Below are 22,694 nucleotides of genomic sequence, written 5' to 3'. Positions count from 1 at the left end.
AAGAACCAGGACTTTGGACATGGCCCCCCGAAGATGAATGGCGCCGCTTTGGGCCCCATCATGGGTCAGCCGTCACACCCCATCTGTCCGTCAGCACACGGACTGGCAAGCACGGCGGTCGGTCCTGGCCGCCGCCGCGTCCAAAAAGATCAGTGCCCCAGCTGCGCCAGCGCCGCCTGCAAACCCGCGAGACCACCCACGCGCTGGTCGTTGATGAAAATCTGGGGCATCTGACGCACCGAGGGACCGCATTTCTCGTAAAACGCCATGCGCTCGGCTTCGCCGTCGATCTTGATTTCTTCAAATTCAAGCGACTTCGTTTTGAGCACCATCTTGGCGGACTCGCACTGCGGGCAGGCGGACTTGGAATAAACGACGATTTTGAGTTGCATGGGTGAGAGTTTAGCGGTCTTGGCGTTAGGATTCTGTCAAAACATCCGGAGGTCGTTCATGGGCAATTTCCCTAAAGACATCTACACCGAACCGCGCGAAATCGATGTGCACACCTTACGCAATCTGGGGCCGCTCGCGGCCATGGCAGGCATCTGGGAGGGCCAGCGCGGGCTGGACGTCAAACCCAAGGCCGAAGGCCCCAAAAAGCAAGCCTACATGGAACACATCGAGTTGCAGCCCATTGACCCGCAAACCAATGGCCCCCAACTGCTGTATGGCCTGCGTTACCACACGCACGTGACCAAGCCAGAGCAAGTGAAAACCTACCACGACCAAGTGGGCTATTGGCTGTGGGAGCCGGCCACAAGCACTGTTTTGCACACGCTGACCATCCCGCGCGGCATGGTGGTGATGGCCCACGGCCAGGCAGCGCCAGACGCCAAGACCTTCGAGCTGGTGGCCACGCATGTGGACCCGCATTTCGGCATCCGCTCGGCCCCCTTTCTGGACCACGCCTTCAAAACCGTGGAGTTCCGGATCAAGGTCACCATCCATGACAACGGCACCTGGGGCTACGAAGAAGATACCGTGCTCAAAATTCAGGGCCAAGACGAACTCTTTCACCACACCGACCGCAACCTGCTGCAACGTGTGGCCGCCCCCACGCCCAACCCGCTGGCACGCTGAGTGGTCCAGACTCAGCGCGGCACCATCCCGTCAATGACCTGGATGGTGCGGTCACAGCGGCCCGCGAGCAACGGGTTGTGGGTCACCAACAGCACCGCGGTGCCATGCGCGCGGTTGACCTGGCGGAACAGCTCAAACACGGCATCGGCGCTCTTGGTGTCCAGGTTGCCCGTGGGTTCATCGGCCAGCAGCAAGGTGGGCTGCATGATGAGGGCCCGTGCCACGGCCACGCGCTGCTGTTGGCCACCGGACAATCGCGTGGCGGGTGTATCGCGCCACTGTAACAAGCCGACGCTGTCAATGAGTTCCAGTGCGCGTTTTTCGATGGCAGACGTCGGGTAGCCTTGCAGGCCCACCATGGGCAGCATCACGTTCTCCAGAGTGCTGAAAGCCCCGATCAGGTGGTGGTACTGAAACACGAAGCCAATGCTGCGGCCACGCAGTTGGGTCAATGCATGGTCGGCCAATGTAGTGGTTTCAATCCCATTGATTTTCAATTGCCCTTGCGTCGGTCGGTCCAGCAAGCCCACGATGTTGAGCAGCGTGCTCTTGCCAGAGCCCGATGGCCCCATCACCGCCACAAACTCCCCGGAGCGCAGCACCAGGTCGATGCCATGCAACACCTCGACCTCTGTGGGCTCACCGACATTGAAAGATTTGTGCACTTGGACGAGTTCCACCACAGGCGGTTTCGCAGTGGGGTCCAGTTCGGGCTGCGCGGGGTGCATGAGGATCTCGGCCATGTCACCCCCGGATGGCGACCACAGGGTCAAGCCGTGCGGCTCGCAAGGCAGGCGCCAGCGCCGCCAGCAGGCCCGTGATGGTGGCCAGCATCAGCGCTTCGGTCAGTAACAAGGCGTTGATGGACACCACGAACATGGGACTGCCGTCAGGCGTGCGGACCATTTGCAGCCACAACTTGAGCGCCACTGACCCCAGAGCGCACCCCACCACCGCGCCCCCTAGGCCCAGCAAACCGCCTTGCAGTAAAAAGACCCGCATGACCTGACCACGCGAAATTCCCATGGCGCGCAAAATGCCGATCTCCTTGGAGCGCTGCACGACCGACACGACCAGCACACTGGCAATGCCAAACGCCACCGACAAACCGACAAAAAAACGGATGGCGGCATTGGCCAGGCTTTGGGAGTGGATGGCGCTGAAGAACTGCGCGTTGGTCTTGATCCAGCTGTCGGCTTGCAGGTGGGTGTGCGCCTGGATGCGCTGGGCCACCACTTCGGCCGCATAGACGTCGTGCACCGTGATGTCGATGCTGGTGACACCGCCCGGATAACCCAGCAGACTCTGGCCGCTGTGCAAGCCCACATAGCCGTTGCGCTGATTGGCCCCTTTGTTGCCCAGGTCCAGAACGCCTGCGATCACAAAGTAGTTGCTGCTCCCGGTGGGCGACTGCACCAGCAATTTGTCGCCGACACCCACCCCCAGGTCGGCGGCCAGTTCGGTGCCGATCAGGATATCCCCCGGGTCCAGCCGTGCACGTCCAGCCACGATTTTCTCGCTCAGGTTGACGATCTTCTGGTACAGCGACAAGTCCACCGCCGTCAAACTCAGCGCCCTGCTGGCGGCCCCGCGCATGATGAACGTGGAGCCACTGACCGCAGGCGACGCCACACGCACCTCGGGCATGGCCCGTACCAAGCTGAGTACAGCCTGCCACTGGTCGATGGATTTCAGCCGCTGCAAAGGTGCCTGTACCTGATCGATGTGCACGGCGCCGTCTTGGGTGTGCTGCACGCGCACCGATTCTTTGGGCGGCAAGACCTGGATGTGGGGCTGCGCCGTCAGCACGCGTTTGACCAGATTGGACTGCAGGCCTTGCATCAAAGCCGACATGAACACGATCACCGCCACGCCAATGGCCACCCCCACCATGATGAACAGACTTTGCAGGCGCCCCTCGCGCAAGAAACGCGAGGCGACGATCCACTCGAACGGCTGAAGACGGCTCAGCATCATCGGCAACGTCCCCCATCAAGGCTGTCGGGGCCGCACACGCTGTCCGGCTTTCAGGCCTGCGCCTGAGGTCGACAGCACACGGTCTGCAACCGCCACCCCTGCACTCAACTGCACCCAGGCCCCGCTGCGCAAGCCCAGGGTGACAGGAGCCCGTTCCAGCCGTGAGTCAGCGGTGATCCGCCACACCCAGGGCTGGGCAGATTCGGCATCATGCACCGCCTCCAGCGGCACGGCCAAGGCCCCGTCCTGCCGCCCCACTTCGATCTCCACCGACACGGTCATGTCCTGGCGCAGGTAGTCGGGCGGTGACGGCACACGCAGCTTGACCTGCACCGAGCCGCGCTGGGCGTCTACCCCTGGAGCAATGGTGCTGACCTCCGCTGCGAATCGCTGCCTGGCAAAGGCATCGGCCGAGGCCACCGCGGGCTGACCCACGCGCAGCCAGGACAGGTTGCGCTCATCGATCTGGGCCACCAGCTCCGTCACCCCTTGCGGTGCGAGCAGGAGCAGTGTCTTGCCCGGTTGCACTGTGTCGCCAGGCTCCACATTGCGGCTCACCACCACACCATCGAAAGGGGCCAGCAATGCGGTGTAGGACAGACGCGCCCTGGCCGCATCGGCATTGGCACGCGCCAGCACCAGCGCACTTTGCGCCAATTGCTGCTCCAGCCCATGCTCTGCATGGGCCTGGCTTTGGGCCTGCGCACTGCGGGCCAGGGCCTGCGCGACCTCCATGGCCCGTGTGGCCTCGTCCAACGCCGCTTGGCCTGTAAAACCCTGCTGGAACAGGGCGCGTTGCCGCTCGAACTGGGCCACGGCCTGCAGCAGATTGGCACGGGCTTGCTGATCGCTCGCGCGGGCACTCGGGGCTTGCACCTCACGCCATTGGCGCAATTTGAATTCGGCCTGTTGCACGCCCAACTCGGCTGCGGCCAGGGCCGAGCGCAGTTCGACGTCATCCAGACGCAGCAGGATCTGACCCCGTCCTATCCGCTCACCTTCCACCACCTGAACGGCCAGGACCTTGCCAGCGATCTGAACGCCCAAATTCGCACGGTGCTGGGTCTGTACCGTGGCGGTGGCCACCACGCTGTGCACCAGTTCACGGGGTTCCAACACCAGCACAGGCACCGACGGCGCAGGCCAAAGCCAGACCCCAACGGCCAGTCCAACGACCAGCAGCCCAGCGGCGATCAGCCACCTTCTGCGGGAACTTTGCCAAACAACCATGCATGCCCTCCCCGGCATCCAAACCATGGGTCTTCATTGGACCGTGTGCTTGGGCCATCGGCCTTGATCCAGATCATTTTCAGGCGCCATGGTGCGCCAGCGCTCATGAGCCTGCGGTACAGGGCAAGACGACCCACTGACCGTTCAGCGCGTGGATGCGGATACGGTGGCCAAACACCGCCTCAATGGCCGCATGGCTGGCCAGATCGCTGCAAGCGCCGTGGTGGATGACCTGCCCCTGATCCATGACGAGGACCTCGTCGGCGTGCAGCGCCATGCCGATCTCATGCAGCACACTCACGACCGTGGTGCCCTGGGCCCGCAGGCAGTGCACCTGCTCCAGCCAATCCACCTGGTGCGGCGGGTCCAGGTTGGCCAGTGGCTCGTCCATCAGCATCACCGGGGCGTTGCCCGCCATGGCCCGGGCCAGCAGCACGCGCTGGCGCTCGCCGCCCGACAACTCGCCCAGCGTGCGTTCGCGCCAGACCCAGGCCTGGGTGGCCTTCAAGGCGGCTTCGACCATCTTTGCATCCCGCTCGGTGGGCGAACCCAGCCAGCCCTGGTGAGGGAGGCGCCCGAGCATGACCACGTCCCAAACGCGCAAATCCAGCGTGGTGGATTCCCCTTGCCCCAACCACGACAACTGCAGCGCCCGCTCGCGACCGGACAGGGTGCCCAGCGGCTGGCCTTGCCAAAGCACCTGCCCACTGTGCGGCAACAAACCCGCCAAAGCCTTGAGCAAGGTGGATTTGCCCGCCCCATTGGGGCCGACCACACAGGTCCAGCGGCCAGGCTGGATCTGCAAGTCAATGCCTCTCAGAACCGAATACCCGCCGAGTTGCACCTGCAATTGCACGGTTTGCAAGGCCGCCGTCATCGCGCCCCTCCTGCACCGGAGCCCCGGTACACCCGCCACAGCAGGTAGCCCCCCCCGATCACCGCGGTCAGCACCCCGACGGGCAGTTCCTGCGGCGCAAACAGCACGCGAGCCATCACATCGGCCAGCGCGAGCAAAGCCCCGCCCATGAGCGCGGCCAGCAGCACACTGCGGGCATGGGTGGTGCGCAACAGAGAGCGCACCAGATGCGGCGCAGCCAGGCCCACAAAAGCCACCAGCCCGATGTGCGCCACCGCCGCGCCCGTGGCCAGCGACAACACGCCCACCAGCACCAGGCGGGCCGAGCGCAGCGGCACGCCCAGGCTTTGCGCGGTGGCTTCGCCCAGCGTCAAGGCGTCCAGCACGCGGGCAAACACCCAGGCCAGCACCAGGCACACCGCCAGCACCACGGCCAGCGTGAGGCAAGCGCTCCAGCTCACCAAAGCGGTGGAGCCCAGCATGAAACCCTGCATGGCCTGCAGCACCTGCGGCTGCAGCAAAGACACCATGGATGTGACCGCCCCCAGCACCACACCGACCACCACACCCGCCAAGAGCAGGCGCAAGGTCTGCTGCACGCCACGGGCCAGCAACAAAGTCAAGAACACGGCCAACACCGCCCCCACAAACGCCGCCCCGGTCAGGCCCAAGCCCGTCCACCACGTCATGGCCCATGCACTGCCGCCAAAAAGGCTCAGGTAGGTGCCCACCCCAAGCGACGCGCCCGAAGCGCTGCCCAGCAAATACGGATCGGCCAGCGGATTGCGAAACAAGCCCTGCGCCACCGCTCCCGCCAGGCCCAGCAGCGCACCACCGAGCCAGGATCCCAGGCTGCGCGGCAGGCGAATGTCCACCACGATCTGCTGCGAGACCGCATCCATGCCGCCCCACCACCAGGCTTGCCAACCTTGGCTGCCTGCCGTGGTGCCCAGCAGCACGGTGGCGATGCCGATCACCAGCAAGAGCACCGTCCAGTGCTGGGCGCGTGAGACATCGCTCATTGCACTGCCCCTTGAGATGTAGCTGGGCCTGCAGCGCGGTTCAGGCACGCGGCCATCAACCGGGCGGCTTCGGCCATGCGCGGCCCGGCACGCACCAAGGTGTCGGCATCTTCGGCGCTGAACACGCACAGGCGTTGGCCTTGCATCGCGCGCAGGCCAGGCCAGCCCGGGCGCTGCACCATGCTGGCGCGGCTGCTGTCACCCGCCATGATCACGTCGGGCTGGGCCCGCACCACCCACTCGGGGTTGACCTGCGGAAATGGCCCCAGCGCTGCGGGCAGGATGTTGGCCACACCCATGCGGGTGAGCGTTTCGCCAATGAACGACGCCTCACTGGCGCCATGGGGTGTGGGGCTGACCTCCACATACACCCGCTGCCCGCGCGCGGGCTTGGAGAGCGATTGCACAGCGGTCTGCACTCCCGTCTGAATGCCTTGCCAGGCACGCTCGCTGTCGTTGGCAGGCACGTGCAAAGCCTGCCCCACCACCTGCAGCACGCGCTGCACATCGGCATGGGTGCGCGGCTCCAGGCGCAGCACCGTGAGGCCCAGGGCTTGCAAACGGTCGGCGCCCCGGGTGGAGCCCGCCACCAGCACCAGATCGGGCTTCAAGGCGACGATGCTTTCGATGTTGGGATCCAGCCCGCCCCCCACACGCGGCACAGACCGCACCGCGGCTGGCCAGTTGGAATAGCGATCCACCCCCACCAGCCGCTGACAAGCGCCCAGGGTGCAAACGGTCTCGGTCAGCGAGGGCAAGAGGCTCACGATGCGCTGCGGCGCCTTGGCAATGTGGACCGGTTGCCGGAGGTCGTCCAGCACCGTGGCGGCCTGCGCCGTGCCCAGCCAGGCGCAGCAGGCCAGCCAGAGGCATTGCAGCGCGTCACGCATGCTGCGCCTCCCACTGGGCCATGATGCGGTGCAGCTGGGCCACACCATCGGTCAGTGCCGCCGGGCCAGGCTGCAGGATGTCGGCCGACTTGATTTCAAAAATTTGCCCGTTGCGCACCGCTGGCACGTATTGCCAGCCGGGACGGGCCGCGACTTTTTCGGGGCGGAACTTCTTGCCACACCACGAACCGATCACGATGTCGGGCGCACGGTCGATGATGGTCTGCGCGTCGGCAATGATGCGGTCCTTGCCCATGGCCTGCACCGCCAGCTCGGGGAACACATCGTCGCCCCCGGCGATGCCAACGAGCTCCGACACCCAGCGGATGCCACTGATGTGGGGCTCGTCCCACTCCTCAAAATACACCCGGGGACGGCGCTTGAAACTGGCCGCCTTTTGCCGGATCGCCTCCAGCTCGGTGAGCATGGCGCTGAGCTTTTGCTGCCCCTGCTCGGCTTGGCCCACCATGGCCGCAACCTGGTACAGCATCGAGAAAATCTCATCCACACTGCGCTGGTTGAACACCGTGACCTGCACGCCCGCACGCACCAGCGCAGCGGCAATGTCGGCCTGCAGATCGGAAAAGCCGAACACGCAGTCCGGCTGGAGCGCCAGGATCTTGTCGATCTTGGCGCTCAGGAATGCGCTGACCTTGGGCTTTTCCTCCCGGGCCCGGCGCGGGCGCACCGTGTAGCCCGAGATGCCCACAATGCGCTCTTCCTGCCCCAGCAGGTAAAGCCACTCCGTGGTCTCCTCGGTGAGGCAAACGATGCGTTGGGGCAACCAGTCGTGCATGCTCAAGACCCGGCTGTGCTCAAGACTTGAATTTCCAGCTCAAACCGACCGTCGTGGTTCGGGGCAGCTGGTTGTAGCCATAAGCCGTCTGGTAATGGCTGTCGGTCGCGTTTTCAATGCGGCCAAACAGTGTCCAGTCGCGCGTCAAAGCATAGCGTGCCGTCAGGTCCAGCAACACGTAGCTGGGCAGATCAGGGTTGCCGTTGAGGTCGGATCGCCCACCGGTGTAGCGCACGTTGCCGCCCAGGGTCAGCAGACCTACCGCCTGCGATACCGATGCCGAGGCCAGGGTCTTGGGGCGGCGCATCAGTGGCTGCCCGGTGGCCTCATTCACCGGGTCTTGCAGGGTCAAGCTGGCGCGCAGGTCCGTGGACTGGATGCGTCCGCTGTAGCTGGTTTCCAGACCCTGGTTCTTCACGCTGCTCACGTTGCTGAACTGCCAGGTGTTCATGTCGTACAGCAACAGGTCCTTGGTGCGTGTGTCAAACAGGCTCAAGCGCAGTCGCTGTGACCCACTGGCCCACTGCACCCCCACTTCGTGGGTGGTGGCGGTCTCGGGGCGCAGACTGGGGTTGCCGCTGTACGGGTCGTACAGGTACCCCAGCGGCGGCACGTTGAAGGCGGTGGAATGGCTGGCAATCAGTTTCCACTGCGGGTTGAGCTCATAGCCGTAACCCAGATAGACCGAGTCCTTGGATGCCACACCTTGCACGCTGTCGTGGCGCAGGTTGAACTGGGCGCTGTGGCCTGAACGGTTGTAGACCAGCCCGGCATACACCGCGTTGGCCTTGCGCTGGCGGGTCAATTCGGTGACGCCGTCGATACCCGCGTCGATGCCTTGGGTCTGGTGGTCCACGCCTGCCGACAGCACCATGGCTGGCAAGTTGACCTGGTGCGTCCACGACATCAAGCGGGTGCGCGTCTCGGCCTGCGTGGTGTACGAGTAGCCACCCACAGTGGCGGTGGTGTTGCGCTCGGTGGCCTCCGAATAATTGAGGCGGCTGGACCAGACAGGGCTGAGTTGGCCCAACCAGTACACGGTGTTGTTGTCGATGCGGGTGGTGCCCTTGTGCACATCGGTCGGTGTGGCGTAGCTACCCGCCACATCGTAGTCAAAACGGCCATTGAAATGGGTGGAGCGCAAGCCCACTTTATGATCCGCCCCCAGGTCGTAGCTCAGGTGCACGCTGTGGTTGTCGTTGCGGTAACCATCGGCATCGGGGTTGGCGTTGAGGGTTTGCGACAGGTTGGCTGCATTGAGGCCTCGGGTCGACAGGGTGCCCAGCGACACGGCATAGCCCAAATCACCGTGCTTGCCCTGGGTGCCCAGGTTCACCCGTGAGGTGCCCAAAGAACCTGCTTCAGCCGTCATGAAGCCCGTGTGGCCTGCCTGGCCCTGGCGGGTGAACACCTGGATCACGCCGCCCACGGCACCGCTGCCGTGGATGGCCGACACATTGCCGCGCACGATCTCGATGCGGTCCACCTGGTCGAGCACGATGTGCTCCAGGCTCACCGCGCCCGTGGTGTCCTGCTTGGTCATGGGCACGCCATCGACCAGCACCAAGACCTGCAAAGAGGCCGCGCCGCGCAGAAAGGCCGTGGACTGGCTGCCACGACCACCGCTCTGGGTGAACTGGAATCCGGCCTCGCGGGCCAGCAAACTGGACAAATCGGTCAGTTGGGACTGCTCGATGGCATCGCGCCCGAGCACCGTGGTGTGGGGCAGCACATCGGTGATGATTTGCTCTGTGCGGCTGGCCGTGACCACCAGCTGGGCAGGCGGCGTCTGGGCCAGGGCGGCACTGGTCGCCAAGGACAAAAGGGAGAGCGCAGGCACAGCTTTGCCGAAAGCGCGCGCACGAATAGAACGGTTTTTCATGAGAAACAAACAAGTCAAACGCCCTCACCGCCTTCCCCGACAGTGCATGGGCTTCACGACCGGTCTTGCGACAGGTCACCTGGTTGGCCGGTATCCGGGCTGGCAGATGCAACCTCCATCACCTTCCCGACCGCCTGTTTCAGGGCGACCAGTGGTTTGAGATGAAAGCGGAGCCTGAACTTGCGCTCTGGGCTCGTCTGCTTACCGTTGCGGGGGCAGCGCAGGTTAGGTGGACCGTGACGGCCTCCCCTCCTGCTTCCCGTTGAACTGCGGGCCGTGAACCGGCTTCGCGAGCACCAACTGGTTTGAATTCTAGCCCTCAAGCTGTCAGCAACCCTACAGCGGGTCCAACGCCAGGCCCTACAATGTGACCACACCATCAGCCAACGTTTGCCATGGCCTCATCCGACCTCATTGACCAGATCGCCGAACGCGTGGAGCACCTCTTGCTTCGACACGAGGAACTGCAACGCACCAACGCCTTGTTGGCGCAACAAGTGCAAAGCTTGAGCCACGAACGCGACCAACTCAAGTCGCGGCTGTCTGCTGCCCGCGCCCGAGTCGATGCCCTCATTGAGCGTCTGCCCACGGCCACAGCACCTGCATCTCCTGAGGCCACAGAATGAGCGCCAAACAAATTGAAGTCCAAATCATGGGCCAGAGTTATTTGCTGGGCTGCCCCGAAGGTGGCGAAGCCAAGCTGCAAGCGGCCGTGGGCAAAGTGGACCTGGCCATGTGCAAGATCCGCGACGCAGGCAAGATCAAGGCGCGTGACCGCATTGCGGTGCTGGCCGCACTCAACCTGGCTTTCGATCAGAGTGACGCCGTTGCCGCACCTGCTGCGCCTGCAACCAGCCACACGGGCGAGGTGCCCGACCAGGACCGCCTGGCCCAGTTGCTGAGCCGACTCGACCAGACCCTCAAGCAAGACGGCCAGCTGCTCTGAACGCGCCCTGCAGCGCTTCGGGCTTGCACCTACAATAGCCCTCGTCTGCGGTGCGCGCCGGGCTTTATATTTCCTTGAACCAATGCTCATTGAGCTCGGGCTTGGTACATCGGCTGGTGAGCGTGATCGTCTCGCGTCAGATGAACCCAACGTCAGTCTGCCCTCGCCCACCTGAACCCCCGGTTCAGGATGAGGGTCCGGCGGCATCCGCAGACACCTTTTCTTTCACCCTCACCGCCCCTACCGCACCATGATCCTGGAACCCACTTTGTTGATCGAGCTGGCCGTGCTGGGCCTGTGCACCGGCTTCCTCGCAGGCCTTCTGGGCATTGGCGGCGGCATGATCATGGTCCCTTTCCTGACCTGGATGCTGGGCCAACGTGGCGTGGCACCCGATCTGGCGGTCAAGATGGCGATTGCCACTTCCATGGCCACCATCATTTTCACCAGCATCTCCAGCGTACGGGCGCACCACAAAAAAGGCGCTGTGCGCTGGGACCTGGTCAAAGGTCTGGCCCCAGGCATTGTCCTGGGGAGCTTGCTCGGCAGCATGGGCATTTTTGCCGTGGTCAAAGGCAGCTCGCTGGCTTTGTTCTTTGCCGGTTTTGTGAGCTTTTCTGCCACACAGATGTTCCTGGACAAGAAACCTGCGCCCAGCCGCCAGATGCCCGGCTTCACCGGTCAGCTGGGAGCGGGCGGTCTGATCGGCCTGCTGTCGGGCCTGGTGGGCGCAGGTGGCGGCTTCATCAGCGTACCCTTCATGACCTGGTGCAACGTGGCCATCCACAACGCCGTGGCCACCAGCGCCGCCTTGGGTTTCCCGATTGCCCTGGCCAATGTGGCCGGCTACGTGGCCAGCGGTCTGAACTTGCAAAACCTGCCTGAATATTCTTTTGGCTACCTGTGGTTGCCAGCGCTGGTGGTGATTGCCACTTGCAGCGTGGTGATGGCCCCCATCGGCGCGGGCACGGCCCACAAGCTGCCGGTCAAACAACTCAAGCGCGTTTTCGCCAGCACCTTGTTCATGCTGGCCGCTTACATGCTCTACAAAGGCCTCTCGGCCTGATCATTTTCAGACCGGCGCCAGACACCAGGGGGCCTGGTCATGCGCCAGGCCCATCCACAGGGCCCAGGCCGAGGTGGCGATCAAGGCCAGCCCCGCCAGACGAACGCCCCAAGAACCGTCTCCTACCGACTGCATCTTGAGCAGCAACCAGGGTCCTGCCCACAGGCTCACACTGGAGCCTGCCGCAAACCAGGCCATGGTCGTGGCGCCGTCGGCCGGATGTGACGTCAACGCGGCCACCATCACGGCCGAATACAGCAAGCCGCAAGGCATCAACGCCCACAGACCTCCGACCAGCACTGGCGCTGCGCGCCCCCAGCGGGCATTGAAGCCGCGAACCCGTGACCACAGCCGTCGGGCACTCTGGTCAAGCCACACAGGCTGGCGTGCGTAAACGATCAACCACAGCCCCAGGCCCATGGCCGCCACATGCAGCAAACTCCACACTGGGCGCAACGCGGCCGATTGCACCGTGAGCCAACCCAGCCCCTGCACGCTGGCGGCTGCCAAGGCACCCAGCAGCGCATAACCGAGCAAACGGCCCAGCTGAAACAGCCAGAGTGCGCGTTGCCGGTGTTCACCACTGGCCTGCGCCACGCCTGCACAAGCCGCGCCGCACATGGCCACGCAGTGCGGGCCGCCCGCCAGCCCCATCAACAAGGCCGTGAGGGCCAAGGAACTTTGCATCGAAGATCAGATGATTTTTGAGAAGCGCGTGCGGTTGCGGTCCAGCTGCAGGTAGCGGTCAAACACCATGGCCACGCCGCGCACAAAGAACCAGCCCATCGCCGTCACCTGGATGCCGGTCGGGCTCAGCTCCACCAGCCCCTGATTTTGCATCTCTTCCAAAGTCTGCATCTCATGGGCAAAGTAGGTCTTGAAATCGATCAACCAGGCCACATTGATCGATTCGAACTGCAGGTGGCCCTGGCACATCAAGGCCATGATGACGGCGCGGCGCAGCATGTCGTCGCGCGTCAGCGCCAGGCCGCGCACGATGGGCAGATGACCTTGGTCGAGTGCGTCGCAGTACTCCTCCATGGTCTTGGCGTTCTGGCTGTAGATCGCACCGATGCGGCCAATGGCCGACACACCCAGTGCAATCAGGTCGCAATCGGGCTGTGTGCTGTAGCCCTGGAAATTGCGGTGCAAGCGCCCCTGCCGTTTGGCCACGGCCAGCGCATCGTCAGGTAACGCAAAGTGATCCATGCCCACATACACATAACCTGCATCCATGAACGCGTCCATGGAACGCGCCAGCAACGCGACTTTGGCGCCGGGCAAGGGCAGCTCGGCCGCATGGATGCGGCGCTGCGGCTTGAAGCGCTCGGGCAAGTGGGCATAGGCGTACAGCGCAATGCGGTCAGGGCGCAGTTCATTGATTTGGGCCAGTGTGCGGTCGAAGGACTCAGGGGTTTGCAGTGGCAGACCGTAGATCAGATCGACGTTGACCGACTCAAACCCCAAGCGGCGAGCAGCAGCCACCAAGTCAAACACTTGCTGGGCAGGCTGGACCCGGTGCACGGCTTTTTGCACCGCAGGGTCAAAGTCCTGTACACCAAAGCTCAGCCGATTGAAGCCCAGCTCGGCCAGGACGGCCAGGCGTTTTTCATCCACGGTGCGGGGATCCACTTCGACCGAATACTCGCCGCCTGGCACAAACTGGAAGTGACGGCGCAGCATGGCCATCAGCCCGCGCAGCTCGTCGTCGCTCAGGAATGTGGGGGAGCCCCCGCCCAAGTGCAACTGGCTCACCGAATGGCCAGTGCCCAGATGCGCCACATGCAACTCGACCTCGCGGGCCAGGTAGCGCAGATAGGATTCTGCGCGGTCCTTGTGCTTGGTGATGATCTTGTTGCAGGCACAGTAATAGCACAGCGACTCGCAAAACGGGATGTGCACATACAGCGACAGCGGCTGCGCCTTCAGGCGTGCGGCCTGTTGGCGATGGTCCAGCGCCATCAGGTAGTCCGACTCGGAAAACGCCTCCACAAAACGATCTGCTGTCGGATAAGAGGTGTACCGTGGGCCCGGAACATCAAAACGGGTCAGCAATTCGGGGGTGATGATGGACATCTTTGGCTCACGAAGTAATTGGTTCTCAACGATGTCCGCTACTGTGCCGGTGTATCACTTTCGGCATCTTGACCCATGTCAACTCCGTCACTAAATTCGAGTGGAGTGTCAAAAAATCAGTGGAAACCCTGAATTTGGGCCTCAATCCGAATTAAGCTTGGCTTGATCTGAAGCAAGACTTCAAAGAACATGAGAGAGCAGACATGAATCCTCAAGTCATCAAAGTCGCCTGTTCCAATTGCAATTTGCGTGAACTGTGCATGCCCGTCGGCCTGTCCGATCAGGACATGAACCGTCTGGACGATCTGGTGGCAACGCGCAAGAAAGTCAAACGCGGCGCGACCTTGTTCACCAACGGCGAGAAATTCACCTCGCTGTATGCGATCCGCACCGGCTTCTTCAAGACCTGTCTGGCCACCGAAGACGGTCGCGATCAGGTCACCGGCTTCCAGATGGCGGGCGAGATCATCGGCCTGGACGGCATCGTGAACGACCACCACACCTGCGACGCGGTGGCGCTCGAAGATGCCGAGGTGTGCGTGATGCCATTTGAAAACATCGAAGAGCTCTCGCGTGAAGTGACCGCACTGCAGTCGCATGTGCACAAGATCATGAGCCGCGAGATCGTGCGCGAACATGGTGTCATGTTGCTCCTGGGCAGCATGCGCGCCGAAGAACGCCTGGCCGCCTTCCTGCTCAATCTGGTGCAACGCCTGCATTCACGTGGCTTCTCACAGTCCGAGCTGGTTCTGCGCATGACACGTGAAGAAATCGGCAGCTACCTCGGCCTCAAGCTCGAAACCGTCAGCCGCACTTTCTCCAAATTCGTCGAAGACGGGCTGGTGGAAGTCAAGCAACGGCACGTGCGCATCCTGGACACCGAAGGCCTGCAGCGCATCGTGAACCACCAGACGGCCTGCCACTGACTCGGCCGAGAGTCGCTTTGCCCGGGGTTGAGGCCCTCCCCTCAGCTCAGCAGCAATTGCCGTCCTGGCGGGCGCAGTCTGGCGGACGCGCACCCTCTGGCACGGGGCAGCGGTTCACCTCGAAGGGAGACATGGACAGCAAGGTGGTCAAGCCACTTGACACCATGGTCAAGAGCCAGAAAGCAAAGAACGCCAGGGTGTAAACGCCTTGCCTTGACAGGGCCAAAGGGTGGCCAAACCATTGCAGATCCTCTGGATCCACGAGGCCAAACACCAACACCTCAAACAAGCCAGCCACCAGAAAAGCCGGCCAGGCGATCCACATCATCCGTTGTGCAAACATCGTTGTCTCCTGTGCCCATGTTCAGGGCTTTTTGGTTTTATCGTTGCCAGGCAAAACGCCTGTCGCCGCGTGATTGCGTGCCTGCATGGCTGGCGCCAGGCTGATGCCAGGCGCTGATGCGGCGTCCACCGCCGACTGTGCTTGCGGCGTGGTTGGCAGCACAGGGTCTGCCGATCTCGCTGCCAGATAGAACGTCACGAAACTGGCCACCACCACAATGGCCGGGCCTGCGACCACCAACCAGACGTGCGGGAACTGCCACCATGAACGGCTCTTTTGCATAGGAATTTCCGATGAATTGGACACAGGCACCTCGCTCAACGGGGCACCAGGAAAACCGATTTCTCACTCAACTCGCCCACGACCTTCACACCCTCTTCGTAGGATTGGATCAGAAAGTGGATAGGGTGTGAGCCCGCAGCAGCGCCATCGTAGGGCAACTGCAAACGCACGGACACCCAACGCGATTGGGTTGCCTCCACGCGCACATCGTCCTCGGTCGCCACGACCAGGCCAGGCAAGCCATCCACAGAAAGCTTGAAGTTCAGGGGTTTCTCGGCCGCGTTCATGATCTGGATGCGGTAAACGTTCTCGATTTGACCACCCGAGACAATGCGGGCCAGCGATGAGCGGTCACGCACCACATCCACCTTGAAGGGCTTGCGCAGCGCCAGGCTCGTGAACAAAGCCACTGTGACCACGCCCAAAATGCCCAGGTACAGCAAGACACGCGGTCGGAACACGCGTCGCCAGGTCTGCTCTTTGCTCCAGGTGTTGGTCATGGCGTTCTCGGTGGAGTACTTCACCAAGCCCCGTGGGTAGCCCACTTTGTCCATGACCGTGTCGCACACATCGGCGCAGGCACCACAGCCAATGCACTCGTACTGCAGGCCCTTGCGGATGTCGATGCCCGTCGGGCAGACCTGCACACACAAGCTGCAATCCACACAAGCGCCCAGGCCCAGGGCCGCTGGATCTGCCTTTTTCGAGCGCGCACCGCGGGGCTCGCCACGGGCCGCATCGTAGGTCACGATCAAGGTGTCCTTGTCGAACATGGCGCTTTGAAAGCGTGCATAAGGGCACATGTACTTGCACACTTGCTCGCGCATGAAGCCCGCATTGCCATAGGTGGCAAAGGCGTAGAAGAAGACCCAGAAAATTTCCCAGGACGTCATGTTGCCCAGGAAAAACTCCATGCCCAGCTCACGGATGGGACTGAAATAACCCACAAAAGTGAAGCCGGTCCAGATCGAGATACCGATCCAGACGATGTGCTTGTACCATTTCTTCACCAACTTCTCGAGCGACATGTCCGCCGCATCGAGCTTCATGCGGGCCGTGCGATCGCCTTCGATCTTGCGTTCTACCCACAAAAAGATTTCGCTGTACACCGTTTGCGGGCAGGCGTAGCCACACCACAGGCGCCCGGCAATCGCCGTGAACAGGAACAGCGAGAACGCCGAGATCACCAGGATCGCGGTCAGGTAAATGAAGTCCTGCGGGTACAGGACGATGCCAAAAATGTAGAAGCGGCGCGCACCCAGATCGAACAGCACCGCTTGCCTTTGCCCCCACTCCAGCCAGGGCAAACCATAAAACACCAGTTGCGTGATCGCCACCAGTAACCAACGCCATTTGGCGAAGATGCCTTGCACGCTGCGTGGGTAAATCTTCTGCGTGGCGGCGTACAACGACACCATTTGCACATCATCCTCACCCTCCGCAGCTCCACTCACCGGAACGATGGGAACGATGGGAACGATTTTTCGGGGTGATTTTTCCTGGGAGTCCAAAACACGGGCTTTCAAAAAACAAGACACTCGCCGGGAGTGTCTTGTTCAGTTCAGTGGATCATTCAGTTGGCTGTCGGCTTGTTGTTGGACAAGCCCCAGACATAAGACGCGAGCACATGGATCTGGCCTTCGGTCAACTTGCTGGCTTGGGCTGGCATCTGGTTGACCTTGCCATTGTTGATCATGGCCACGATGGCGTTTTCACCCCAGCCGTGCAGCCAGATGTCGTCGGTCAAGTTGGGAGCGCCCAAAGCGGGGTTGCCCTTGCCGTCCATGCCGTGACATGCAGCGCAAGCACCAAACTTGGACTTGCCCAGCGATGCACGCAGTGAATCGTGCGGGCTGCCCGACAGGCTAAGGACATAGTGGGCCACGTTGCGCACATCTTCAGGGCTGCCCACAGCAGCGGCCATCGGAGGCATCTGGCCGATGCGGCCTTGCACCAGGGTTTCCTTGATTTTCTCTGGTGAGCCGCCATGCAGCCAGTCGGCGTCTGTCAAGTTCGGGAAGCCTTTGCTGCCGCGTGCGTCAGAGCCGTGGCACTGTGCGCAGTTGTTCATGAACAGGCGGTCACCGATGGCCATGGCCTGGGGGTCTTTGGACACTTGCTCTGCCGTCATGCCGGCAAATTTGGCATACAAAGGTGCCACTTCCGCATTGGCCTTGTTCACCTCGGCGGTGTACTGGCCTGCAGAGGTCCAGCCGAATTGGCCTGCGTTGTTGCCGGCACCCGGGTACATGGCCAGATAGACCAGCGCGAAGACGATGGTGATGATGAACAGGCCCACCCACCAGCGTGGCAGCGGGTTGTTCATTTCACGCAGATCACCGTCCCAGACATGGCCCGTGGTGTTGTCGTTGGCGGTCATGGCCTTGGCCTTGCCTGAGAACCACAGCAGGATCAAACAGGCCACGATGCCGACCAGCGTCACACCGGCCACAAACAAGTGCCAGAAATTGCCGTTGAAGTCACTCATATCGATTCCTTTAAATTCTTTTCATTGAGGACAGCTCAGTCATCCTGACCGAAAGGCAGGCGGGCTGCCTCATCAAAGCGGGCTTGGTTGCGACGGGACATGGCCCACCACAGGATGCCGATGAAGACGGCAAATGTCACCACGGTCACGATGGAGCGCAAGGTATTGATGTCCATGACAGATCCTTATTTGCGATGGATGCCCAGACCTTGCAGGTAGGCGATCACCGCCTCCAGCTCGGTCTTGCCCTTGACTTCGTCAGCCGCCTTGGCGATCTCTTCGTCGCTGTAAGGCGCGCCCAGCGTCCGCAGGCCCTTCATGTGTGCTGGCAAGCTGTCGGCGTCCACGGTGTTCTTTTCAAGCCAGGGATAAGCCGGCATGTTGGACTCGGGCACCACATCACGTGGGTTGGTCAGGTGGATGCGGTGCCATTCGTCGCTGTAACGGCCACCCACACGGGCCAGGTCAGGACCGGTGCGTTTGGAGCCCCACTGGAAGGGATGGTCATACACAAACTCGCCTGCCACCGAATAAGGGCCATAACGCAGGGTCTCGGCGCGGAAAGGACGGATCATCTGCGAGTGGCAGTTGTAGCAACCCTCACGGATGTAAACATCACGTCCGGCCACTTGCAATGCGGTGTAGGGCTTGAGTCCCTCCACTGGCTGGGTGGTCGACTTCTGGAAGAACAGGGGCACGATCTCGACCAGGCCACCGAACAGCAGCACCAGAAGGATCAGCACGATCATCAGGAAGTTGCTGGTTTCGATCTTTTCGTGGGACAGACCGCCGCCCGTATTGTTGTTGGACATGTTTCGTTTCTCCTCAGGCGTGTGCCGCAACAGCGGGGATCTGAACGTCCACAGAACGTCCCGAAGTGGCTGTCTTGAATGTGTTCCAAAGCATGATCAGCATGCCGCCCAGATAGAGCAAGCCACCCAGCAGACGCAACACATAGAACGGGAAGGTCGCTTTGACCGATTCCACAAAGGTGTAGGTCAGGGTGCCGTCGGCATTGACTGCGCGCCACATCAGGCCCTGCATGACACCGGCAATCCACATGGCAGCGATGTAAATCACGATGCCGATGGTCGCGGTCCAGAAGTGCAGCTCGATGGCTTTGACGCTGTACATCTTCTTCTGACCGAACAAACGGGGAATCAGGTAGTACATGGTGCCCATGGTCACCAGACCCACCCAGCCCAGGGCACCCGAGTGCACGTGGCCCACGGTCCAGTCGGTGTAATGCGACAGGGCGTTGACGGTCTTGATGGACATCATCGGGCCTTCGAAGGTGGACATGCCGTAGAACGAGAGGGACACGATCAGGAAGCGCAAGATCGGATCGTCACGCAACTTGTGCCATGCGCCCGACAGGGTCATCACACCGTTGATCATGCCGCCCCAGCTGGGGGCCAAAAGGATCAGCGAGAACACCATGCCGATCGACTGGGTCCAGTCGGGCAAGGCGGTGTAGTGCAGGTGGTGAGGACCGGCCCACATGTAGGTGAAGATCAGGGCCCAGAAGTGCACGATCGACAGGCGGTACGAGTACACAGGGCGCTCGGCCTGCTTGGGTACAAAGTAATACATCATGCCTAGGAAGCCCGCGGTCAGGAAGAAGCCCACGGCGTTGTGGCCATACCACCACTGCACCATGGCGTCCTGCACACCAGCATAAGCAGAGTAGGACTTCATGAAGCCCACAGGCAGCGCAGCGCTGTTGACCAGGTGCAACAGGGCCACGGCGATGATGAACGCCCCGAAGAACCAGTTGGCCACATAAATGTGACGGACCTTGCGGGTGCCCACGGTGCCAAAGAAAACCACGGCAAACGCCACCCAGACCAGGGTGATCAGAATGTCAATGGGCCACTCCAGTTCGGCGTATTCCTTGCCGCTGGTGAACCCCAGGGGCAAGGTGATGGCTGCCAGCAAAATGACCAGCTGCCAGCCCCAGAAGGTGAAAGCCGCCAACTTGTCGCTGAACAGGCGCACATGGCAGGTCCGCTGCACGACGTAGTACGCCGACGCGAACAAGCCACAGCCGCCAAACGCAAAAATCACCGCATTGGTGTGCAGTGGGCGCAGGCGGCCATAGCTCAACCATGGAATACCAAAGTTCAACTCGGGCCAGGTCAACTGGGCGGCGATGATCACGCCCACCAGCATCCCGACCACGCCCCACACCACCGTCATGATGGCGAACTGCCTGACAACTTTGTCGTTGTAGACAGAGGCTTGCGTATTGGGAAATATCATTTTCACCTCTTCTTGATGTAAAACCTGAACAAGTTTCGCCCATGTCGGCCAACGCAGGCTTGATGCATATCAATCGTTTCTCAAAATCCGTTCACCTTCGGCCTCAATGTCCTCGAACTGGCCTTTGTGGACCGCCCACCAAAGCCCACCCAGGATGAAAAACACCAAACCGACCGACAGCGGAATCAGTAAAAAAAGGATGTCCATGTCAATGGTCCTCAATGGCGGGTGAGCCCGCAGAAATGGATGTCGACAGACGCAAGGCATTGAGCACCACCAGCAAGGAACTGAGCGCCATGCCCAGGCCAGCGCCCCAGGCGGGCAGCCAGCCGAGCAAGGCCAAAGGCACGCAAGCGGCGTTGTAGATGGCGGCCCAGGCCAGGTTTTGCTTGACGATGCGCAAGGTCTGGCGGCTGCGCCGCCAGGTGTCGACCAGCACCGTGAGTTGCCCGCTCATCAGCACGAAATCGGCTTTGGACTGGGCCAAGGGCACCGCCTGACCCAGCGCGAACGAGGCATCCGCGCCTGCCAGCACCGGGCCATCGTTGAGTCCGTCACCGACCATGGCCACCCGGTGACCCTCTTGCTGGAGTCCACGCATGTGCAGCAATTTGTCCTGCGGCGTGCAGCCCCCCCGGTAGGCGGCAATGCCAACCGCTGCTGCGACCTGCGCCACCGCCTGCGGCGCGTCACCCGACAGCACCTGCACCGACAGGCCCAGGGCTTGCAGTTGGGCAACCACCCCCGCGGCCTCCTGGCGCACTTCTTCTTGCAGCTCAAAAGTGGCCAGCCAACCCGCGTCATCGGCCAGGCATACCTGCAAACGCTCTGCCCTGGCTGCCGGGGCCTGGCAATAAGTGGCCGAGCCCAAACGCAAGGCCAGGGGCTGCCCGCCCGGGCGTGCCAGCACAGCGGCGACGCCCTGCCCAGCCGTTTCCGACACCTGCGACACCGTCTGCGCCTCCAGTTCAGTCAGGCTGCCGAACGCCTGGGCACGCTGGCGGGCCTGCGCCCACAGGGCACGCGAGACCGGATGCAGCGACTGGCGCGCCAGCGCGGCGGCCCAGCTCAAAGCCTGCTCGGGTGCCACACCCTCGCGGACATGGATATCGGCCAGCGCAAACGCATCGTGCGTGAGCGTGCCGGTCTTGTCGAACACCACCGTGTCGATGCCCGCCAGGTTCTGCAGCGCCTCCAGGCGGCGCACCAGCACACCGCTGCGGGCCAGCGCCCCGGCTGTGGCCAGCATGGCCGCCGGCGTGGCCAGCGACAAAGCGCAGGGGCAAGTCACCACCAGCACCGCCACCGCCACCATCACGGCGTGCGCGGGGCCAGAGGACCAGCCATGTGCCGCCGCCCCAGCCGCCGCCAACAGCACCAGCATCAGAAATGGCTTGGCCACGCGGTCCGCCACCAGGGCCATCGGAGGCCGGGTCAGCGAAGCGTTTTCCATCAGCGCCACGATCTGGGCGTAGCGTGTGGCCGCCCCCACCTGGTCGATGCGCACCTCAATGCGGCCACTGAGGTTGTGGCTCCCTGCGATCACGCGTTCGCCCACGCCCCGACTCAAGGGCCGCGACTCGCCCGTCAACAAAGCCTCATCGACCTGGGTCTGACCGCTCAAAATGGTGCCGTCGCCTGCCAGCGCCTGCCCGGGCAGCACCTCCAGCACATCGCCCACCGCCAGACGGCGCACCGACACAGGCTCCCAGCCCCCATCGGCGGTGCGGCGGCTCACACTGTCGGGCAGGCGGTTGAGCACGGCTTCGAGCGCCCCGGCGGTACGGTCACGCAGCCTCAACTCCAGCCAGCGCCCAGCCAGCAAAAAGAAAACAAACATGGTCAGCGAGTCGAAATAGACCTCGGCACCGAATGGCCCGTCGGGCTCAAAGGTGCCCAGGCTGCTGACCACAAAAGTCGCCAGCATGCCCAGCGCCACGGGCAAATCCATGCTGATCTGGCGCTGACGCAGATCCCGCCAAGCGGCCCGGAAGAACGGCGCACACGAAAACAGCATCACCGGCAAGGACAGGACCCACGAAGCCCAACGCAGCAAGGCCACCATGTCAGGGGTGATCTCGCCCGGTGCGGTGACGTACGCGGGCGTGGCGTACATCATCACCTGCATCATGCACAACCCTGCCACCGCCACCCGCCAGACCATGCGCCGCGCTTCCTGGCGGCGGCGCTCGTGGGCGTGGGCATCGTTGGCGGGCACGGCGCGGTAGCCCACCTGTTCAGCCGCTGTCATCCACAGCGATGGCTTTGTCTTTTGGGGCGACCAGACCACACGGCCCCTGTGGCTGGCCGCACTGATCTGCACCGATTGCACGCCTGGCACGTGCAGCAAAGCGTCTTCGATGGTGATGGCGCAAGCCGCACAGTGCATGCCCTCAAAGACCACGCTGGACGCGCAGGCGCCGTCGGGCTCGGTATGGCTGAAATGGGCCCACTCCTGTGGGTCATCGAGCAATTTCAGCCGCTCACCTTCGGCCACAGCCGCATCGAGCGGCCCTTTTGGAAGGGTCATGGCCAAAACATCGACTGAGGTCATGTTCTGAAGATACGCCAG

25 protein-coding genes, 1 other RNA gene and 1 riboswitch are annotated in these 22,694 nt (G+C 62.5%); of the genes, 6 read left to right on the top strand and 20 right to left on the bottom strand.

The genetic code is table 11. The annotated features are described in order from the left end of the window. Nucleotides 1–149: 149 nt before the first annotated feature. Nucleotides 150–392, bottom strand: coding sequence for a glutaredoxin family protein (locus IC609_RS10240; protein ID WP_191819396.1), 243 nt, complete (start codon nucleotides 390–392; stop codon nucleotides 150–152). Nucleotides 393–450: 58 nt separating this feature from the next. Between IC609_RS10240 and IC609_RS10235 the strand changes: the two genes are divergently transcribed. Next, on the top strand, nucleotides 451–1,080 hold the full coding sequence (locus IC609_RS10235; protein WP_191819395.1) for an FABP family protein: 630 nt from the start codon (nucleotides 451–453) through the stop codon (nucleotides 1,078–1,080). An 11-nt stretch (nucleotides 1,081–1,091) separates the two neighbouring features. On the opposite strand, the gene IC609_RS10230 is transcribed toward IC609_RS10235, so the two are convergent. The 8 genes from IC609_RS10230 to IC609_RS10195 all read right to left on the bottom strand — a co-directional run bounded on the left by IC609_RS10230 (nucleotide 1,092) and on the right by IC609_RS10195 (nucleotide 9,733). Further along, on the bottom strand, nucleotides 1,092–1,823 hold the full coding sequence (locus IC609_RS10230; protein WP_225224110.1) for an ABC transporter ATP-binding protein: 732 nt from the start codon (nucleotides 1,821–1,823) through the stop codon (nucleotides 1,092–1,094). Between the two features lies 1 nt (nucleotide 1,824). Continuing rightward, nucleotides 1,825–3,057 carry an ABC transporter permease gene (locus tag IC609_RS10225; RefSeq protein WP_225224109.1) on the bottom strand — a complete coding sequence of 411 codons (1,233 nt, stop codon included), beginning with the start codon at nucleotides 3,055–3,057 and terminating at the stop codon, nucleotides 1,825–1,827. A gap of 15 nt (nucleotides 3,058–3,072) precedes the next feature. Next, nucleotides 3,073–4,287: an efflux RND transporter periplasmic adaptor subunit gene (locus IC609_RS10220; RefSeq protein WP_191819394.1), complete on the bottom strand. Its 1,215-nt coding sequence runs from the start codon at nucleotides 4,285–4,287 to the stop codon at nucleotides 3,073–3,075. A gap of 103 nt (nucleotides 4,288–4,390) precedes the next feature. Continuing rightward, complete coding sequence (locus IC609_RS10215) at nucleotides 4,391–5,164, bottom strand: ABC transporter ATP-binding protein (RefSeq protein ID WP_191819393.1); 774 nt, start codon at nucleotides 5,162–5,164, stop codon at nucleotides 4,391–4,393. Beyond that, nucleotides 5,161–6,165, bottom strand: coding sequence for a FecCD family ABC transporter permease (locus tag IC609_RS10210; RefSeq protein ID WP_191819392.1), 1,005 nt, complete (start codon nucleotides 6,163–6,165; stop codon nucleotides 5,161–5,163). The genes IC609_RS10215 and IC609_RS10210 overlap by 4 nt, the downstream gene beginning before the upstream one ends. Next, nucleotides 6,162–7,055 (bottom strand): ABC transporter substrate-binding protein, encoded by an 894-nt coding sequence (locus tag IC609_RS10205; protein WP_191819391.1) that lies wholly within the window; start codon nucleotides 7,053–7,055, stop codon nucleotides 6,162–6,164. The genes IC609_RS10210 and IC609_RS10205 overlap by 4 nt, the downstream gene beginning before the upstream one ends. After that, nucleotides 7,048–7,851, bottom strand: a complete 804-nt coding sequence (locus IC609_RS10200) for a cobalamin-binding protein (protein WP_191819390.1) — start codon at nucleotides 7,849–7,851, stop codon at nucleotides 7,048–7,050. Before IC609_RS10200 ends, IC609_RS10205 begins: the two co-directional genes overlap by 8 nt. 19 nt (nucleotides 7,852–7,870) lie before the next feature. Then, nucleotides 7,871–9,733: a TonB-dependent receptor domain-containing protein gene (locus IC609_RS10195; protein WP_191819389.1), complete on the bottom strand. Its 1,863-nt coding sequence runs from the start codon at nucleotides 9,731–9,733 to the stop codon at nucleotides 7,871–7,873. A 68-nt stretch (nucleotides 9,734–9,801) separates the two neighbouring features. Next, nucleotides 9,802–10,049: riboswitch (cobalamin riboswitch) on the bottom strand. Between the two features lie 79 nt (nucleotides 10,050–10,128). Between IC609_RS10195 and IC609_RS10190 the strand changes: the two genes are divergently transcribed. The 4 genes from IC609_RS10190 (at nucleotide 10,129) to IC609_RS10175 (ending at nucleotide 11,745) form a co-directional block, all read left to right on the top strand. Continuing rightward, on the top strand, nucleotides 10,129–10,359 hold the full coding sequence (locus IC609_RS10190; RefSeq protein WP_191819388.1) for a DUF904 domain-containing protein: 231 nt from the start codon (nucleotides 10,129–10,131) through the stop codon (nucleotides 10,357–10,359). Continuing rightward, complete coding sequence (locus IC609_RS10185; protein WP_191819387.1) at nucleotides 10,356–10,679, top strand: cell division protein ZapA; 324 nt, start codon at nucleotides 10,356–10,358, stop codon at nucleotides 10,677–10,679. Before IC609_RS10190 ends, IC609_RS10185 begins: the two co-directional genes overlap by 4 nt. 39 nt (nucleotides 10,680–10,718) lie before the next feature. Then, a non-coding RNA gene (gene ssrS, locus IC609_RS10180) (6S RNA) lies at nucleotides 10,719–10,899 on the top strand. Nucleotides 10,900–10,929: 30 nt separating this feature from the next. Beyond that, a complete protein-coding gene (locus tag IC609_RS10175; RefSeq protein WP_191819386.1) occupies nucleotides 10,930–11,745 on the top strand; it encodes a sulfite exporter TauE/SafE family protein in 816 nt (271 codons plus the stop codon). Nucleotides 11,746–11,751: 6 nt separating this feature from the next. Here IC609_RS10175 and IC609_RS10170 read toward each other — a convergent pair whose 3' ends face one another. Both IC609_RS10170 and hemN read right to left on the bottom strand, forming a co-directional pair. Next, a complete protein-coding gene (locus tag IC609_RS10170; protein ID WP_191819385.1) occupies nucleotides 11,752–12,432 on the bottom strand; it encodes a sulfite exporter TauE/SafE family protein in 681 nt (226 codons plus the stop codon). Nucleotides 12,433–12,438: 6 nt separating this feature from the next. After that, nucleotides 12,439–13,821 (bottom strand): oxygen-independent coproporphyrinogen III oxidase, encoded by a 1,383-nt coding sequence (gene hemN / locus IC609_RS10165; protein ID WP_191819384.1) that lies wholly within the window; start codon nucleotides 13,819–13,821, stop codon nucleotides 12,439–12,441. A 203-nt stretch (nucleotides 13,822–14,024) separates the two neighbouring features. Here hemN and fnr point away from each other — a divergent pair, with 203 nt between their 5' ends. Next, complete coding sequence (fnr, locus tag IC609_RS10160) at nucleotides 14,025–14,747, top strand: fumarate/nitrate reduction transcriptional regulator Fnr (RefSeq protein WP_191819383.1); 723 nt, start codon at nucleotides 14,025–14,027, stop codon at nucleotides 14,745–14,747. A 46-nt stretch (nucleotides 14,748–14,793) separates the two neighbouring features. Here the strand turns inward: fnr and IC609_RS10155 are convergent, their stop codons facing one another. The 9 genes from IC609_RS10155 to IC609_RS10115 all read right to left on the bottom strand — a co-directional run bounded on the left by IC609_RS10155 (nucleotide 14,794) and on the right by IC609_RS10115 (nucleotide 22,652). Beyond that, nucleotides 14,794–15,090: a hypothetical protein gene (locus IC609_RS10155; RefSeq protein WP_191819382.1), complete on the bottom strand. Its 297-nt coding sequence runs from the start codon at nucleotides 15,088–15,090 to the stop codon at nucleotides 14,794–14,796. 21 nt (nucleotides 15,091–15,111) lie between these two features. Continuing rightward, a complete protein-coding gene (locus tag IC609_RS10150) occupies nucleotides 15,112–15,372 on the bottom strand; it encodes a nitrogen fixation protein FixH (RefSeq protein WP_191819381.1) in 261 nt (86 codons plus the stop codon). 35 nt (nucleotides 15,373–15,407) lie between these two features. After that, nucleotides 15,408–16,790 carry a cytochrome c oxidase accessory protein CcoG gene (gene ccoG / locus IC609_RS10145; RefSeq protein WP_225224108.1) on the bottom strand — a complete coding sequence of 461 codons (1,383 nt, stop codon included), beginning with the start codon at nucleotides 16,788–16,790 and terminating at the stop codon, nucleotides 15,408–15,410. A gap of 155 nt (nucleotides 16,791–16,945) precedes the next feature. Continuing rightward, on the bottom strand, nucleotides 16,946–17,860 hold the full coding sequence (gene ccoP / locus IC609_RS10140; RefSeq protein WP_191819380.1) for a cytochrome-c oxidase, cbb3-type subunit III: 915 nt from the start codon (nucleotides 17,858–17,860) through the stop codon (nucleotides 16,946–16,948). 35 nt (nucleotides 17,861–17,895) lie between these two features. Continuing rightward, nucleotides 17,896–18,036 carry a cbb3-type cytochrome oxidase subunit 3 gene (locus tag IC609_RS10135; RefSeq protein WP_191819379.1) on the bottom strand — a complete coding sequence of 47 codons (141 nt, stop codon included), beginning with the start codon at nucleotides 18,034–18,036 and terminating at the stop codon, nucleotides 17,896–17,898. Nucleotides 18,037–18,045: 9 nt separating this feature from the next. After that, nucleotides 18,046–18,672, bottom strand: coding sequence for a cytochrome-c oxidase, cbb3-type subunit II (gene ccoO, locus IC609_RS10130; protein WP_191819378.1), 627 nt, complete (start codon nucleotides 18,670–18,672; stop codon nucleotides 18,046–18,048). 13 nt (nucleotides 18,673–18,685) lie between these two features. Beyond that, nucleotides 18,686–20,122 carry a cytochrome-c oxidase, cbb3-type subunit I gene (gene ccoN / locus IC609_RS10125; protein WP_191819377.1) on the bottom strand — a complete coding sequence of 479 codons (1,437 nt, stop codon included), beginning with the start codon at nucleotides 20,120–20,122 and terminating at the stop codon, nucleotides 18,686–18,688. A gap of 69 nt (nucleotides 20,123–20,191) precedes the next feature. Further along, on the bottom strand, nucleotides 20,192–20,329 hold the full coding sequence (gene ccoS, locus IC609_RS10120) for a cbb3-type cytochrome oxidase assembly protein CcoS (protein WP_191819376.1): 138 nt from the start codon (nucleotides 20,327–20,329) through the stop codon (nucleotides 20,192–20,194). A gap of 1 nt (nucleotide 20,330) precedes the next feature. Further along, nucleotides 20,331–22,652 carry a heavy metal translocating P-type ATPase gene (locus IC609_RS10115; protein ID WP_225224107.1) on the bottom strand — a complete coding sequence of 774 codons (2,322 nt, stop codon included), beginning with the start codon at nucleotides 22,650–22,652 and terminating at the stop codon, nucleotides 20,331–20,333. Between the last annotated feature and the right edge of the window lie 42 nt (nucleotides 22,653–22,694).

Source organism: Limnohabitans radicicola, from assembly GCF_014837235.1.
Lineage (GTDB): Bacteria > Pseudomonadota > Gammaproteobacteria > Burkholderiales > Burkholderiaceae_C > Limnohabitans_A > Limnohabitans_A radicicola.
Note: the sequence above shows the minus strand (reverse complement) of the source record. Positions and strands in the feature narration are given on the sequence as shown.